The sequence below is a fragment of the Planctomycetaceae bacterium genome (genome assembly GCA_041398785.1).
GTDB lineage: Bacteria > Planctomycetota > Planctomycetia > Planctomycetales > Planctomycetaceae > JAWKUA01.
Genome location: JAWKUA010000029.1, coordinates 1 through 15,296 on the forward strand (window position 1 = coordinate 1; position 15,296 = coordinate 15,296).

Sequence of the window (15,296 nt, forward strand, 5' to 3'; positions counted from 1 at the left end):
GGAGGGTATGTTCTGATCTGCCGCAGGCCTAAAGCAGCACGTTCGTCCGGTCGCACCGCGATTTCCGGAGTCAGACAATTGTTGACCCTGCACGGTTGATCCGCGAAGCTTCGGAACGACGTCCTGGAAATCAACCGCAAATGCCTGCCTGCGGGCTGCAACGATTGAGTACGATTGCCGCATGGTTCAATCTTCTGACACTTCGGAAACCGACGGTTCTCAGCATGAACGGCCGAACGGACGGCGTTCCTGGTTTCCTTTTGCGGTGTTGCTGGCAGTCGCGGCGGTCATCGCGATCGCGGTCGCGGTTCGTTCCGGACGACTTCACACGCCGGTCGCCGCCCCGAACCCGCAGTCGCCGACCGACCGAATCCGTGCTGGCGTATCCGCGAAGCTGCCGCGTACGGAAAGTCCGTACCTGAACACGAAATCCGGCGTTCGTTACATCGGAAGCGACGCGTGCCGCGAATGCCACGAACAGCAGCACGAGTCGTTTCTGACGACGCAGCACAGTCAGTCGCTGGCGCGCGTGACGAAGGCGGGTCAGCCTCCGGAATCCACCGTGAACCATCCGCTGTCGCGCCGCAGTTACCGGGTGGAGTACGACGGCGACACGATGTGGCACCGCGAATCCGTCCTGAAGGCGGATGGGCCGGGTCCGGAACTGCAGGCTCACGCCATCGCCTATCAAATCGGATCGGGCCACGTCGCGCGGTCGTACCTGACCGAAGACGATGGTTTTCTGATGGAATCCCCGGTGACCTGGTTTGCCGCGAGTGAGCACTGGGATTTGTCGCCGGGCTATGACTCCGCCGACCAGGCCGGCTTCGGCCGCGTCATTCGCAGCGGCTGTCTGTATTGTCATTCCGGCCACGTCGAAAAGCTGGAACACAGCGAAAAGCCGGAACACAGCGGGCTGCGATACCGGATCGTCGAGATGTCGATCGGGTGTGAGCGCTGCCACGGTCCCGGCGAACTGCACGCGGCACAGCGAGCGGCCGGTGACTTCGACGAATCCCGCGACGATCTGACGATTGTGAATCCTAATCGTCTGCCGCGGGAACTGTCCGAAGACGTGTGTGCTCAATGCCACCTGAACGGCGAAGTGCAGGCGACCATCCGAGGCCGCCGGCCTGAGGACTTCCGGCCGGGGCTGCCGCTAAGCGAGTACCGACTGGAGTTTCGAAAGCGGCAGCCGGACAACGATCTTCGAATCGCGGGGCATGTGGAACAGTTGCGTCGAAGTCAGTGCTATCAGAAGTCGAAGACTCTGACCTGCATCTCCTGCCACGAACCTCACGGAAGCCGCGATGACGCCGGCCGGACGGCTCACCACCGATCCGTGTGTCTGGAATGTCATCAGCAGCAGCCCTGCCGCATGCCGCTGGATATTCGCGAATCCAAAAATCAGGACAACTGCGCCGGATGTCACATGCCGCGAGGTGACACGGAGGTCACACACGTCGCGCTGACGCATCATCGCATCGGAATTCATGACGAAGCGAAACCGGCGGAAACTCCGGAACCGACGCCGTCGCTGCTGCTCGATTCGCTGCAGTCGCTGAGCCATCTTCCCTCCGCGGATCGGGACCGTGCCCTGGGTCTGGCGCAGCTGAAGCTGGTTCGAATGGCGGGCAAATCCGACGAACAAATGCCGCGAATGGACCTGGCGAAGGAACTGCTCGGGCGAGCCTACGCCAGCGGCATGCGCGACGCCGAACTGCTGACGGCTCTCGCGGGAATCGCACGCGATTCCAACCGAGCGGACAAGGGCATCGAACTCGCCGTACAGGGGCTGCAGTTGGACGACCTGACGCTGGAGGGACGTCTGGAACTGACCGACATTCTGGCCGAACTGCAGTTTCGCAGCGGCAGTTTTTCGGAAGCAGCCGAACAGCTTCGGTTTATCACTTCGAATTCCCGCAGCCCGCTGCACTGGTTCCTGCTGGGAACTCTGGAAGACCAGCTTCACAATGACGATGCTGCACTGCACGCGTTTCGCCGGGCAGTCGAACTGGCACCGGGAGTGCTCGACTATCGGTTCGCCCTGACGAAAGTGCTGGAACAGACAGGAGCCCTCGACGAGGCCGCGAAGCAGCGACAAATCGGACGATCACTGGTCGACGATCCCGCCTCCGAATGACGCCATCGAGCAATACGCACGTTCCAGTCCCTGGGTGAACAACGTTCCGTCGCACAACGGCGAGTCACGGATCCGATCTCGCAGCGCCCGTCGATCGCGCCGAAGCTGTTCCGGCCGACCGGCAACATCCGCAGCGCGACGGACGAAATCTTCCGCAGACTCGGCGATCCATTCCTCGCAACCCAAATTCTTCAGGATGCTCAGTCCCATACGTTCGAAAAAGTGTCGGCCGGGCAGCGTGATGACGGGGACTCCCATCCACAGGGCTTCGCAAGTGGTCGTGCCGCCGTTGTAGGGCAAAGGGTCCAGGCCGATGTCGATGCGGCGGTACTCGTGCAGAAACTTCGCCAGCGGAACTGTGGGTGGCAGCAAATCGATTCGGCTGCGGGTGATGCCGTGTTGTTCAAACTGTCCGGCAAACAGTTCGCGGGTCCCTTCATCAACAAATGAAAGGGCCTTGATGGCCAACCTGGAATTCGGTACTGCCTTCAGCACATCGGACCACAGGCGAATGGTGGTGGGGCTGATCTTCGGCAGGTTGTTGAACGAACCGAAGGTGATGAAGCCGTTTGCTTCACACGGTGGCGGAGCAACTTCCGGCGCATCTGGATGCGGATGAAAACACAGGAAGCAGTGATCCAACCGCTGCACGCGTTCCGTGTATAGGTTCTCGAACCGGGCCGGACTGAGATGGCTGTCAGACAACACATAGTCCATCTGTGTGAAGCCGGATGTGCAGGGATACCCCAGATACATGACCTGCACGGGAGCCGCCCGGCGCACGATCACACCGGCGCGGTTGCCGGCGGAATGTCCCGACAGATCGACCAGCACATCGATGTTGTCGAGCCGAATCCGTCCGGTCAGTTGTTCGTCGGACATTGTGTGCGCGTCACACCATTCATCTGACGCTGCTTTCAGAATGGCCGTCAGGTCGTCGGCCGCCGGGCTGGTGTGGTAGCAGCACGCGGTCACCTGACGTCGGTCGTGATGCTCCAGGATGGACCGCAGAAAATAGCCGACCGGATGCTTCTTCAAGTCGCCGGAAAGGTAGCCGATTCGCAGTGGGGGAGACCCGGCACCCGGCTGCTTCAGTGGTGGAAGCCGCTCCGTGACTGTTGTGGTCTGCACGTTTCGTTCGATCTCGCGCGACGCTTCGATATGCAGTTGCGTCACCGCGTCGGCGTCGTGGTGGTCTCCGTACAGCGCCGAAAACAGCAGGTTCGACAAGGCCACGTTGTTCGACGGCAGACATCTCAGGCATTCACGAAACGCGGTGATGGAATCTTCGATCCGGGCCTGCTGAGTCAGCCCGAAGGCTCTCAGCCCGTGCCCTGCGGCATCGTTCGGATTCGCTTCGATCAGCCGGTTCGAATGTTCGGCCGACCGTGTGATGTGACCGGTCTCCATCAGTGTATAGCCCAGCAGAAACCGGGCCGCCCGGTACTGTGGCCGCAGGTTCAGAGCTTTCTCCAGCAGTTCGACGGCGGCATCGATCCGGCCGTTTCGCTTCAGATCCTCCGCACGGCGCAGCAGGCGAGCTTCGTCCGGATCACTGCAACCAATAACACTGGAATCCCCCGGTGCGGTCCGCTGACCAAATCGTTCGTAGAGTTCGACCAGGCGACCGTCGACGGCGCCGAAAGAACCCGCGCCGCCGCCTGTGTGCCGAATCGATTCCGCGGCCAGATCGGCGCGTGCTTCGTCGAGACCACAGTAGCGAGCGAGACGCTTCAATTGCAAAACAGCGGCGTTCGCGCAGGTCAGTGACTCGTACGTGCAGATCAGCCAGTCGTTCCGGACACAGTAGTCCCACAGGATTCGGTTGTATGCCTGCCACAGGTTGCCGGCCATGACCGCCAGTTCGCCGTTCTGGATGCGAACACCGGCCGTGCCCCGTTCAGCGCGCCGGATCAGCGATCGCATTGCGGGTTCCGGATGCCGCACGACGACGACAGGCCGAATATCGGAATAGCCGAGCTCCGTCAGCAGTCGCTGCCAGACGCCGAAAGTCAGGACCGTTCGAGGATCTTTCCAACCCCAGACGGAGGACGAAAAACCGTCGCGGATGAACTGGCGAATGTGTTCCCGGCGATGATCCTCAACGACAACGCGTTCGCACAGTTTCGGAAGCTGCAGCAACTGTTCAGGCGGTGCGAAGCCATCGGGATCACAGCGAAGCGTCTGAAGAAGTTCCGCGTTGACCTGAACGAAGAACGTGTTTTCCCAGTAGCCGTGCGGGTTGTCCGGCGTTGCTTCCAGCAGCGGCTGGCCGAGTTCCAGGCCCATCAGATTCAGCGCCCGAGCCACCATCGATGTTCCGCTGCGGTGCATCCCCAGAATCGGAATGACAGCAGGGCTGCATTCGGCTGACTTCAGACGGCCGGAATCCTGTGGTGACAATGGCATCGAACCGGAATTGGGCACTCAATTACAGCCGCAGCAAGTCACCAACCGGATCGGACAGGACTTCATCCAGTGCGTCCAGATCGTGGGTGGGCGGAGTCGTCGGCGGTTGCTGCGGGTTGCTCGCCGAAGGCTGCGTTGTGGTTGACGAACTGGCGTAACCGCTGCCGGTTCCGGAGCTCATCGACGATTGAACGACCGGTGCCGCCGGCGTTATCGGTGACGGCGGGTACGCTCCTGACGAGCCGGAGCCGGAACCGCTGCCGGGGCCGAACAGTCCGGGGAATGACGTCGGTGGCATGGCCAGGAATCTCTGGAATACGATTACCGCGTCGCTGATGTTCAGGATAGCGTCGCCGTTCATGTCGGCGAAGATCGAATAACCGGCCTGGCCGGGCTGAGCCAGAAAGTTCTGAAACACGATCACCGCATCGCTGATGTTGACCAGTCCGCTTCGATTGGCGTCTCCCGGATTCGTCACCAGGTGAAAGTTGAAATCATTCAGAGGATCGCCCACGGGAGCCGGGCCGCCGGAGTTCAGGATGTCAACATTGTTCACGAAGTCACCGTCCAGCGGTTCTCCGGAAGTGCTCAGCACGGTGTCCTGAATTTCCAGCCGCAGCGCGTCGACCGGCAGCGGATTCAGCAGCTCGATTACCATCTGGCTGGTGCCGATGTAACTGATGTTGCTGATGACCGGCGACGAATTCACGCCGTGCAGAATGACGTTGCTGCCGGCGACCACGGTGGACTGATCGATGTCGTCGGTGAACGAAACGATCAGCCGATTGATATTCGCCCACGGCAGTGGCGTCGTCTGAGCGACCGAACCCGTCGGAACCGACCAGCCCAGTCCGGTTCCTGCGGCCGCCAGATCGGCAAAGTCCCGAAAACTCTGACTCCACCTCGAAGACCCCACCTGGATCTCCGACACCTGGAACGGAGCTGCTGTCGCGTTGATTTCCAGTGTGACACCGTCCGCTTCGTAGAGGACGTTCCACTCCAGGCCGACGGGTAGTGATGGCAAGTTTTCGGTGGTGAACGTTCCGGTCACCGATGCCGCGTTGATGATGTCGAATGACTGGCCGGCCGCGGGAACGTAACCGTTGCCAAGGTCCAGAAAGACAACGTCCAAAACGCCGTTCAAATTCACCGTACCACTTGCGTTCACCTGATCGAATTCGCTGCCGGCGACGAGGCCTCCCAACTCCACGATGTTCGCATTCGACGGGCCGAACGTGATGTTGCCGGCATCAATCTTCGCCGGACTGTTGCCGAAATCGGTGCCGCCGTTGAACGTGATCGTTCCGCCGAAGTCACCGGCACCGGCAACCAGATGATTGAACGTCAGGCCGGGGCCGCTGCCCTGCACGAAACCCTGGTTTTCGAATTCACCGCTGACCGTGTTGATCGTGCCGCGACCGGAAAACGTCCGCGTATCCGGCAGTTCGATTCCATTTGCGGAATTCAGCGTGCCCAATCCGAGCGGGCTGCCGAGCGTTGTCTGCGAACCGAGGACCGCCTTGTGAGCGTCGTGAAGCGTGATAGTGTTCGGTCCGATGTTCAGTCGCCCTGAGAGATTGACGCCGTCGAAATCGCCGGCGTCGCCGAGCGTAAGATTGCCCGTGACATTGATCGTGGAACCCTGGTCCGACGATATCGCGGCGGCGACGGTCCCGCTGCCGGAAAGCAATTCCGAAGACTGCAGGTGCAGTCCGGCATCAGCGATGATATAGCCGCCGGCGACCGTCGTTATCGGCCCCAGGTCGGTGAAGGTCAGCGCGTCGATCCACAGTTCACGGGTACCGACATTCATCGGACCGCTGGCAGACATATTTGTGACACCGAAGACGTACAACCGTTCGACACCTGTGAAGCTGGAACTGTTTGTCGGACCGCCGTTCGTTGCGACGACTGTGGCGTCGGCGATTGTCGGTCCGCTGGAGACAAACTGCGCCTGAGTCAGCCCGTCGCCGTTCAGCACGAACTGATCGCTTCCTGTTCCTGTGCCGCCGTTGAAGGTGATTCCGCCGGGCAGCGAGAAGAAGCCGCCGGACATGTAGTCAATAGTCAGGTAGTCGTTCTCGTCATTTGTCCCGTTGATGGTGAGCGTTTCTGAACCGTCAAACGGCTGTTTCAGGAGCAGTTCGTACCCTGCGTTTGCGTCAACGACTTCGAGCAGGAATCCATTCGCCCGAATGAGGATGCTGTCGTCTCCGTTGCCATTGGGCAGATCAAGCGAAAAATCGGCCTGTGCGGTCGTGAAGAGCGCATTCTGGAACAACACATCATCCGGAGCGAGAAACACAACTCGAGCACTGTCGGAGGTGACAGCAAACGACGCGGATACATCAGCGTTGGAGTGCAGCGGGTTGTTCAGCTTTCTGACCGGCCCGCCGGAAAGTGGTACCTGGTACAACTCCAGAACGAACGCCGTGTCTCCACCGGCTCGGTACGTGACCGACTGGCTGTCCGGGCTGACGACAAATTCGGCCACGTCGCCGCTTATCGGCAGGGCCGCATTCAGTTTGTGAGTCGGTCCACCGTCAACCGGTACGGCGTAAAGTTCCGTTACGGACTGCGCGTCCTGTGCCGCAAGATAGACCACCTGAGCAGAGTCCGGTGTGAAGGCGTACGCATCTTCAGAAAAGATATCGCCGAAGGATGGCAATGGCGTCAGACGGACGGACGTCCCGCCTTCAATGGGGACACTGTAAAGTTCAAGCTGGTTGAAGATTGTCTCATCCGCCCGGTAGACGACGCGCGTGCTGTTCGGCGAGATCTGAAACCCGTCGACGTCGGCTCCGCTGGCCAGTGTTCCGTTCAGCGTCACGCGACCATTGGGTGTTGTTACCGGAACGCTGAAGATCTCGATGAGACCGTTCGTCGCTTCATCAGCACGGTAGACGGCCCGGCTGCCGTCCGGAGAGATCTGAAAGCTCAAAACGTCGCCGTCGGTCACCATCGCCCCGCTCAACTGTGTCGAAAAGCCGCCGCTGAAGATGCTGACCGATCGAAGTTCATACTCCTCGTCCACGTGTTCGTCCGACATGTAGACAACGCGGTTCTGACTGTTGCTCAGCGCGAAGTCGGTGACCGTGCGACCGGCGGGCAGCGCCGGATTCAGCTTAATGAGTGAAGCTCCGCTGTACTGCACGGAGAACAGTTCTTCCGCACCGTCGATGTCCTGGTCGGCTCGATAGACCACCCGGCTTGAACCCAGTTCGTAGGCACTAACGTTGCCATTGCTGACGAGCGGTCCGTTGAGCTTTGAAACTGCGCCACCGAAAACGGCAACGCCGTAGAGTTCAATGACGTTGTCTGTGTCCTGGTCGGCTCTGTAGACAACAGATGTCCCGGTGGGGGAGATTCTGAAGTCAATGATGTCTCCACTGGTGGTCATCGGCCCGCTGAGCTTTGTCACGGTGCCGTCGCTGATGGATGCGCTGTACAGCTCGAACACATTATCCGTATCCTGATCCGCGGCATAAACGACATGGTTCCCGTTTGGTGAAACCTGGTAGCTGATGACGTCTCCAAAGTTGACCAGCGGCGCATTAAGCTTCGTCACGGCTCCGTTGGCCAGAGTGACAATGTATAGCTCGTCCGCACCCGACGTGGATTGGTCGGCCAGATAGACGGCCGACAGGCCGTCCGGCATGAGCTGGAAACTGGTGACATCGTTTCCGAACGCCATCAGCGGACCACTGATTCGCGTGGACGTTCCTCCGGTGAGTGGCACACTGAATAGTTCATCCGTGGATGCCGTCAGTTCGTCCGCGTTGTAAACGACGCGGCTGTTGTCCGGGCTAATGACAAAACTGTTGACATCGCCACTGGAAGACAGCAGACCGTTCAGCTTTACTGTCGATCCACCGATCAGCGGCACGACGTAGACTTCCAACTGGAACGAAACGTCCTGTTCGGCCAGATAAACAACGGAACTGCTGTCGGCGCTGACGTCGTAGGAATTGATGTCGCTGAACGTGGATGCCAGGGGGCCGTTCAGTTTTGTGGATGCTCCGCCGGAAAGTGGTACGGAAAACAGCTCTATCTGATTGTCCAGAACCTCGTCAGCGTTGTAGACCACTCGGCTGCTGTCCGGACTGAACCGAAATGAAGTCACGTCGCCACCCGCCACGAGTGGTCCGTTGAGAGTCACTGGACTGAGTCCGCCCGCAAGAGGCACGCTGTACAGCTCGATCACGTTGTCCGTCGTTGCATCGCCACGATAGACAACACGGGTACTGTCCGGGCTGATCTGCGCTTCGGAGATGAAACCACCCGTCGGCAACACCGCATTCAGCTTCACGAGGGCGCCTCCACTCAGCGGCACCGAATACACCTCGTTCTGAAAAACCGTGTCCTGGTCGGCAAAGTAGATCACGCGGCTGCTGTCGGGACTGATTTGGAAACTATCAACGTCACTGTTGGGGTCCACAAGTGATCCGCTAAGCTGCGTCTCCGTTCCCGTTGCCGTGATGGATGCACTAAACAGTTCAATTTGATTGTCCACGTTCAGGTCAGCCCGATACACAACGCGACTACTGTCCGGACTGATTTGAAAATCGCCGAAGATACCTGCTGTGGCTCCCAGAGGATCACTGACCGTGATCGAACCGCCGCCTGACGCGATCGGTGCACTGAACAACTCGACCACGTTGTCCGTTGTTTCGTCTGCCAGATACACAACTCGCGACGAGTCCGGACTGACCTGAAACCCATAGACGTCGCCGTCAGTACCCAGCGGGCCGTTCAGTCGCACGGACGGTCCTCCGGTCAGAGGCACGCTGTGCAGATCGATCACATTTGCTGTCGCCTGCTCTGCACGATACACGACGCGGCTGCTGTCGGCCGCGATCGAAACGTCTCCAATGACGCCGCCACCGGAGACCAGCGGACCATTCAGCCGCGTCACGGGGCCGCCGCCGATCGGAACCGAGAACAATTCCGTGACGTTGTCTGTCGTCTGGTCAGCAAGGTACACGACACGGCTGCTGTCCGGACTGATCTGAAAACTCTGAATGTCGCCCCCGATTACCAGCGAACTGTTGAGCTGCGTAACGGTCCCCGTTCCCAGATGCACACTGAACAGCTCCAGCAGGTGATCCGTAGTCGCGTCAGCCAGGTAAACGGCATATTGGCCATCGGAACTCACCTGATGCGAAGGCGACGCGTTGAATGATGTGTCCTGATAGACATCACCGACGGGAATCTGCGGATCATCCAGCCGAACGGCGGCCAGCAGCAGACGTTCTTCAAGGCATTCCGCAGCAACCGATCTTCTGCACCGACGTCCGCGTGTTCTGCATGAACCTGTTCGGTTTGACGCGATCGTCTGCCGCTCATTGCGCAGCCACTCACTCAGAAATCCGGGCATCGTCTTTCCTCGTCAATCATTCAGCAGGCAGACAGAACGGACGGATATCGACGACACTGGTTCCCGCGCCGCAAGCGAACATCAAAGTTGCGGAATCAAGAGCAAGAGAGAGCCACGACGCCGGCAGCGAACCGCCGGGCGGCCGGTGCGAAATGATGCCTGACTCAGGACACACCAGCTCAAGCCGAAGGTGCGACAGGCATCGCGACCATACTCGGCCGATGCGATCATAACGGCACCGAAGATCTCGATCTGCGCTTAGACAGCGTTTTTCGACGACTTTGGCTCTTTCCTCTTCCCGCAGATGCCCGCTAAGTCGGTCACGTCTGGACAGTCAGATTCGGCGGCAATAGCCTTCCATCACATTGAGCGACCGATGTGCAGATAATGGCCGTTTCCGGGAGAATGTGGATGGGGTTGGCTGAACGTGATTACTGCCGAACGTACCGCAGTGGCTGGGGAAGCGGTCCGACGGGCTGGCCGCCGACCTGCCGCTCGATCGTCTTTCTGTGCATCGGCATTTTCATCGCGCAGCTTCTGATCGTGCGTCGGGCTCCGATCGAATGGCCGGTTCAGAAGTGGGGCGAGGACGAAGAGTCGTTCGTCGAAACCTGGACAGAAGCGAATGGAACTGCGTCTCCGGACATCACCGAATCTTCCAGGGAAGAGCTTCGTCAGGAAGCCCGCAGGCTGTACGAGCAGGCACTTCTGGAATCCGCATACGGCTATCGACCGGTCAGTTCCGTTGTGCAGCAGTGGTGCGAACTGGATGCGAACAAGGTCATGCGGGGGCAGATCTGGCGTCTGTTGACGTGTGCATTCTGTCACGATCGCCATAGCATCTTTCACATTCTGTTCAACATGCTGGGACTGATCTGGTTCGGTATTGTTCTGGAGCAGATGTATGGTTCGCGTGAGTTCCTGTGGTTTTATTTGGCAGCCGCTGTCGTTTCGAGTCTGACGTATGTGGCGCTTGACCTGTATACCGGAGAGTCCGTGCCGGCGATCGGTGCGTCCGGTGCAGTGATGGCTGTGTTGATGCTGTACGCCGGTCACTTTCCTTCAGCGACGATTTGCGTTTGGTGGCTGTTTCCGATTCAGGTCCGGTGGCTGGTGCTGCTGTATGTTGCATACGACCTGCATCCAGTCCTTCTGGAATTGTCAGGCGAACCGTCATACTCGGGAGTTGCGCATGCGGCCCATCTGGGAGGGCTGGCGTTCGGGTACGTGTATTGGAAGAAGCGCCTGCGGCTGCTGCCACTGGTGGAGAAAATCGGCCGCATTCGATGGCGAAAGTTCATGCGCCGCAATCCGGGGCTGCGCCTGTACGCTTCGCCCGAATGCGAAAGTGAACTACGCGACGATCCTTCGCTCGCGAACGAACACCGCGTTTCGGAGGCCCTCGACCGTTTGCTTGAGAAAATTTCCCGGGAAGGGCGCGACTCGCTGACCGACGAAGATCTGTCGGTTCTGGAAGAAGAAAGCAAGCGCCTTCGCGGCCATCGAAGCCAGGACTCGTAAAAAACTGCGGCGCCACGGCGCGTTTTTCTGTTGCGACTTCCGGCCTCGCAAATTCCGGCTGGCGGCTCATAGCGGTAGACGCAGTGCTCGGGCCGACTGTGAGAATACATCGTCAGCCTGCCTGTGCGGCGATGACAGCTTCCGCGATCGAAAATCTGGCGCTGCTAATTCAATATCCGGATGCAGACCGGCCGGCCGACTTTGATGCGATGGTCGGTCGCCGTCAGCGTTCCAAATTGCTGGTTCACCGAAAACACGACAACGGAATCGCTGCTCTGGTTTTCCGCAAGCAGCCAGTGTCCGTCCGGCATGATGAAAAAATTCCGGGGTGCCTGGCCCTGCGTCGGTTCAATTTCCACCGTCGACAGTTTGCCGCTCTGTTGATCGATGGCAAATACGGCAATCGAATCGTTGCCGCGATTGCTGACGTACAGGAATCGGCCCGATGGGTCCACCAGGCATTCGGCCGTGCTGTTGCCGCCTTCGTGCTGGTCGGGCAGAGTCGACAGCGTTTGGACGGGAGTCAGACCACCGCTTTCCGTGTCTCTGGTGAAGGCGGTCGCGGATGATGTGATCTCATTGTTTGTGTAGGCAAATTCTCCCGACGGGTGGATCGCGAAGTGACGCGGTCCGCCGCCGGCTGCGACTTCAGCGAATGCAGGTGAATTCGCTTCCAGGACTCCCGACTTTGCATCGAAGCGATAGATCATGATGCGATCGATCCCCAGATCTGCCACGTAGGCAAAGCGATTGTCGCTGGAAAGGTTGATGGAATGGGCGTGCGGAGCTTCCTGTCGGCGGGCGTTGACGCTGCTGCCTTCGTGATTGATCACGCAGGAATGTTCCCCCAACGCTCCGTCTTCCTCGATGGGGAACACGGCCACGTTGCCGCCGACATAGTTGGCGACAAGCAGAAACTTCCCGGTTCCGTCAATGTTGCAGTGGCAGGGTGCTCCGCCGGACGTCGACTGCTGATTGATAAACGTCAGCTTTCCCGACTGCGGATCGATCCGAAACGCGCTCACGGCTCCCGATTTTTCGCCTCGAAACTCGTTCAGTTCGTTGACGGCAAACAGAACCCGGCCATTGGGATGAATCGCCAGAAACGACGGGTTGTCAGCCTTCACGGCGAGTTCGGGAGCTGACAGGGATCCGGTTTCGTCATTGAACAGACACGTATAGATGCCGTCGCTGATGCTGTCCGGCTCGGTATACGTCCCGATGTAAATGCGGTGTTCCGCGGCGTCGGCAGACGGAACAGAAATGGCAGCGAAGAACCCCAGCACCAGCAGCAACGCAATTCGATATGTCATGGAAACGCCTTTCTCATGAGTGATGTTGGCTCATGCCGCGAGTGTATCGACATCGCCGGCGAATTCCACGAAGGCGCAGCCTGGTGAGACAGCGTAACCGGAGACCGCGCGGCGTGCCGAATCGAAAGCAAGGCGATCGACGGATGAGAATTTACCAATGCAGAGCGACAATCGCTTCACCCTCCCGTTTCAACGGGAGGGTCGCCGATCGAATGTCGTTCAGGCGTTCGATCGCGGGAGGGCCATGCACGGGGAACTCCCGGTTGCGATTTCTCCTCGTTTGATCGCCTGCACGGCGATCAAACCGACGCTCCCGTTGAAACGGGAGGGTACTCATCTGCCGCAGGCCTAAGGTGTCGGCTGGAAACCAGACGTCTCGGACCAACCGTTCGGCGCTGCGGCGCTACTCGGCGGACGATTCTGATGCCCCGACGGTGGCTGCGGGAACCACAACCGTCGCGGCGGCCGACGGGTGCATTCGTTCGTATTCGGCGGTGAGCTGTTCGCCGGGTGTCACGCCGAACCTGGCCCACATGCCGGCATACATCGCGGCGATCAGAATCACCAGAGCCGCGCCGGCAGGCTTCGCAAGCGTCCACGGAGTGATGTCGACGTCTTCGGTGTATTGCTGTTCAAAGGGCTCGGATCGCGGCGACAGCTTCGTGATGATCGCCATCAGGATCAGCAGAAATACAAAGTTGACGGCAGCCAGATGCAGCCAGTGCATCTGCAAACCGTGGACAGCGTCGCCGGACCGAATCCCGATGACGTTATCCATCGCAACACCGAAGAAGCCCTGGAACAGCATTCCCGCCGCGAGCGCAATGTTGGCTGCTCTTGCAGGCGCCGTTCGGCTGATGATTCCCATGACCACAATCGCCAGCAGCGGGATATTCAAGACCGCGGCGATGTTCTTCATCAGATTGAACAAACCGTCGACGGATGCCAGTCGGTTGAAGAACACGGCCAGACCGACCGTCACGGGAATCATGACAACACCGATCAGCTTGCCGACTTTCACCTGCTGCTTTTCCGAGGCATCGCGGTTCAGAAATCCCTTGTAGAGGTCGAGGCTGAACAGAGTGCTGCCACTGTTCAGAAAGCTGTTGAACGAACTCAGGATCGCTCCGAAGATCGTGGCGGCAAAGAATCCGACGGCCCATTTCGGCAGCACCAGATTCACCAGAAATCCGTACGCTTCGTCGTTGTTCGCGGGCGCGGCCGCCTGGCCGCTGCTGACGATGTGCCAGGCGATGATCCCAGGCAGAACCAGATATAACGGTCCGGCAAGTTTCATCAGCGCAGCGAACAGGACGCCCTTCTGGCCTTCGGCAAGATTCTTCGACGCCAGCGTTCGCTGAACGATGCCCTGATTCGTGCACCAATAGTAAGTGACGATCATCGTCATGCCCGTCAGCAGCGTCGGCCACGGAATATCGGATGCCGTATCGCCGATCGACGACAACCGCTGCGGGTGCTGTCGAATGAGTGCCGAAAGGCCCGCTCCGATGTTTCCGTCGCCGATGTACGACAGTCCCAGAAACGGAATCAGCAACCCGCCGACAATCAGGCCGATTCCGTTGACGGTGTCTGACACGGCGACGGCTTTCAGTCCGCCGAAGATCGCGTAGCAGCCGCCGACAACCGCCAGCAGAGTGCTGACCAGAGCCATGTTGAAGTCAACGTTGTCCGTTCCTGTCAGCGAGGGAACGTCGAAGACGGTAATCATGAATTTCGCGCCGCTCATCAGCACGAACGGCAGCACATTCAGGACGATCGACGCCAGGAAGATGATCGACGTCAACTGCCGCGTTGTCGAGCTGAACCGCAGCTCCAGGTATTGCGGAATCGTGGTGATCCCGCTCTTGAGATACCGCGGCAGAAAGATGACCGCCATCGCTACGATTGCCAGAGCGGACCACACTTCCCACGCCATGACGATCATGCCGTTCTTGTAGGCGCCGCCGTTCAGTCCCACCAGTTGCTCGGTGGACAGGTTCGTCAGCAGCAGCGAACCGCCGACAACGATCCACGACAGGCTGCGACCGGCCAGAAAGTAGCCGGCGGACGTTTCCTGGTCGTCGTTGTGAGTCTTCCACCACGCAACAACGGCGACGAGTGCCGTAAAAAAAACAAACGAAAGGGCTGTCGTCATCGTGCCGTGTCCTGACGTTCATTCGCACAACCATGCAGGCAGAGTTGACACGGCGCGCGGGAAAGCATGAACAATGAAGAAGTGCATTTCGAATATGTGCAATCCGATATTGAGCCGCGATTGTATCCGGCGGCGATGGGAAAATCTCAGAGGTGCGGCTGATTTCGTCACGCTCGCCGCGACCAAAGCCTCTGACGTGACCAGGGTACAGGAGAACTCGAGTGAGCTGACGGAATCATCCATGAACGCCACCACGTGCATCGTGGCCGGGAAATCGTCGAATGCGACAGACACAGATGTCCGTCGTACCGCCGTTACGTTCTCTTCAGCCATAGGTGGCATGCCCGCCGATGAGGCTGTTACCGACCGCGAAATCAT

The 15,296-nt window shown here is 59.3% G+C and carries 7 protein-coding genes; 2 read left to right on the plus strand and 5 right to left on the minus strand.

What is annotated here, in order from left to right; translation table 11 throughout:
• Positions 1-181: 181 nt before the first annotated feature.
• Positions 182-2,143: a hypothetical protein gene (locus R3C19_23925; GenBank protein ID MEZ6063407.1), complete on the plus strand. Its 1,962-nt coding sequence runs from the start codon at positions 182-184 to the stop codon at positions 2,141-2,143.
• Here the strand turns inward: R3C19_23925 and R3C19_23930 are convergent.
• A complete protein-coding gene (locus R3C19_23930) occupies positions 2,114-4,552 on the minus strand; it encodes a tetratricopeptide repeat protein (protein MEZ6063408.1) in 2,439 nt (812 codons plus the stop codon). The two genes, R3C19_23925 and R3C19_23930, sit on opposite strands and share 30 nt — an antisense overlap.
• A gap of 22 nt (positions 4,553-4,574) precedes the next feature.
• Complete coding sequence (locus tag R3C19_23935) at positions 4,575-9,929, minus strand: dockerin type I domain-containing protein (protein MEZ6063409.1); 5,355 nt, start codon at positions 9,927-9,929, stop codon at positions 4,575-4,577.
• 411 nt (positions 9,930-10,340) lie between these two features.
• Here R3C19_23935 and R3C19_23940 point away from each other — a divergent pair, with 411 nt between their 5' ends.
• Entirely contained in the window at positions 10,341-11,450 is a 1,110-nt protein-coding gene (locus R3C19_23940) for a rhomboid family intramembrane serine protease (protein MEZ6063410.1), read from the plus strand.
• 164 nt (positions 11,451-11,614) lie between these two features.
• On the opposite strand, the gene R3C19_23945 is transcribed toward R3C19_23940, so the two are convergent.
• The 3 genes from R3C19_23945 to R3C19_23955 form a co-directional block, all read right to left on the minus strand.
• Entirely contained in the window at positions 11,615-12,763 is a 1,149-nt protein-coding gene (locus R3C19_23945; protein MEZ6063411.1) for a lactonase family protein, read from the minus strand.
• A gap of 403 nt (positions 12,764-13,166) precedes the next feature.
• Positions 13,167-14,918, minus strand: a complete 1,752-nt coding sequence (locus R3C19_23950) for a solute:sodium symporter family transporter (protein MEZ6063412.1) — start codon at positions 14,916-14,918, stop codon at positions 13,167-13,169.
• Positions 14,919-14,936: 18 nt separating this feature from the next.
• Positions 14,937-15,251: a hypothetical protein gene (locus R3C19_23955; protein MEZ6063413.1), complete on the minus strand. Its 315-nt coding sequence runs from the start codon at positions 15,249-15,251 to the stop codon at positions 14,937-14,939.
• Positions 15,252-15,296 lie beyond the last annotated feature (45 nt).

What these genes read in the sequence shown, in the direction of transcription:
- R3C19_23925 (MEZ6063407.1), top strand. Translation starts at nt 182, where the DNA reads ATGGTTCAATCTTCTGACACTTCGGAAACCGACGGTTCTCAGCATGAA.
- R3C19_23930 (MEZ6063408.1), bottom strand. Translation starts at nt 4,552, where the DNA reads ATGCCATTGTCACCACAGGATTCCGGCCGTCTGAAGTCAGCCGAATGC.
- R3C19_23935 (MEZ6063409.1), bottom strand. Translation starts at nt 9,929, where the DNA reads ATGCCCGGATTTCTGAGTGAGTGGCTGCGCAATGAGCGGCAGACGATC.
- R3C19_23940 (MEZ6063410.1), top strand. Translation starts at nt 10,341, where the DNA reads ATGGGGTTGGCTGAACGTGATTACTGCCGAACGTACCGCAGTGGCTGG.
- R3C19_23945 (MEZ6063411.1), bottom strand. Translation starts at nt 12,763, where the DNA reads ATGACATATCGAATTGCGTTGCTGCTGGTGCTGGGGTTCTTCGCTGCC.
- R3C19_23950 (MEZ6063412.1), bottom strand. Translation starts at nt 14,918, where the DNA reads ATGACGACAGCCCTTTCGTTTGTTTTTTTTACGGCACTCGTCGCCGTT.
- R3C19_23955 (MEZ6063413.1), bottom strand. Translation starts at nt 15,251, where the DNA reads ATGGCTGAAGAGAACGTAACGGCGGTACGACGGACATCTGTGTCTGTC.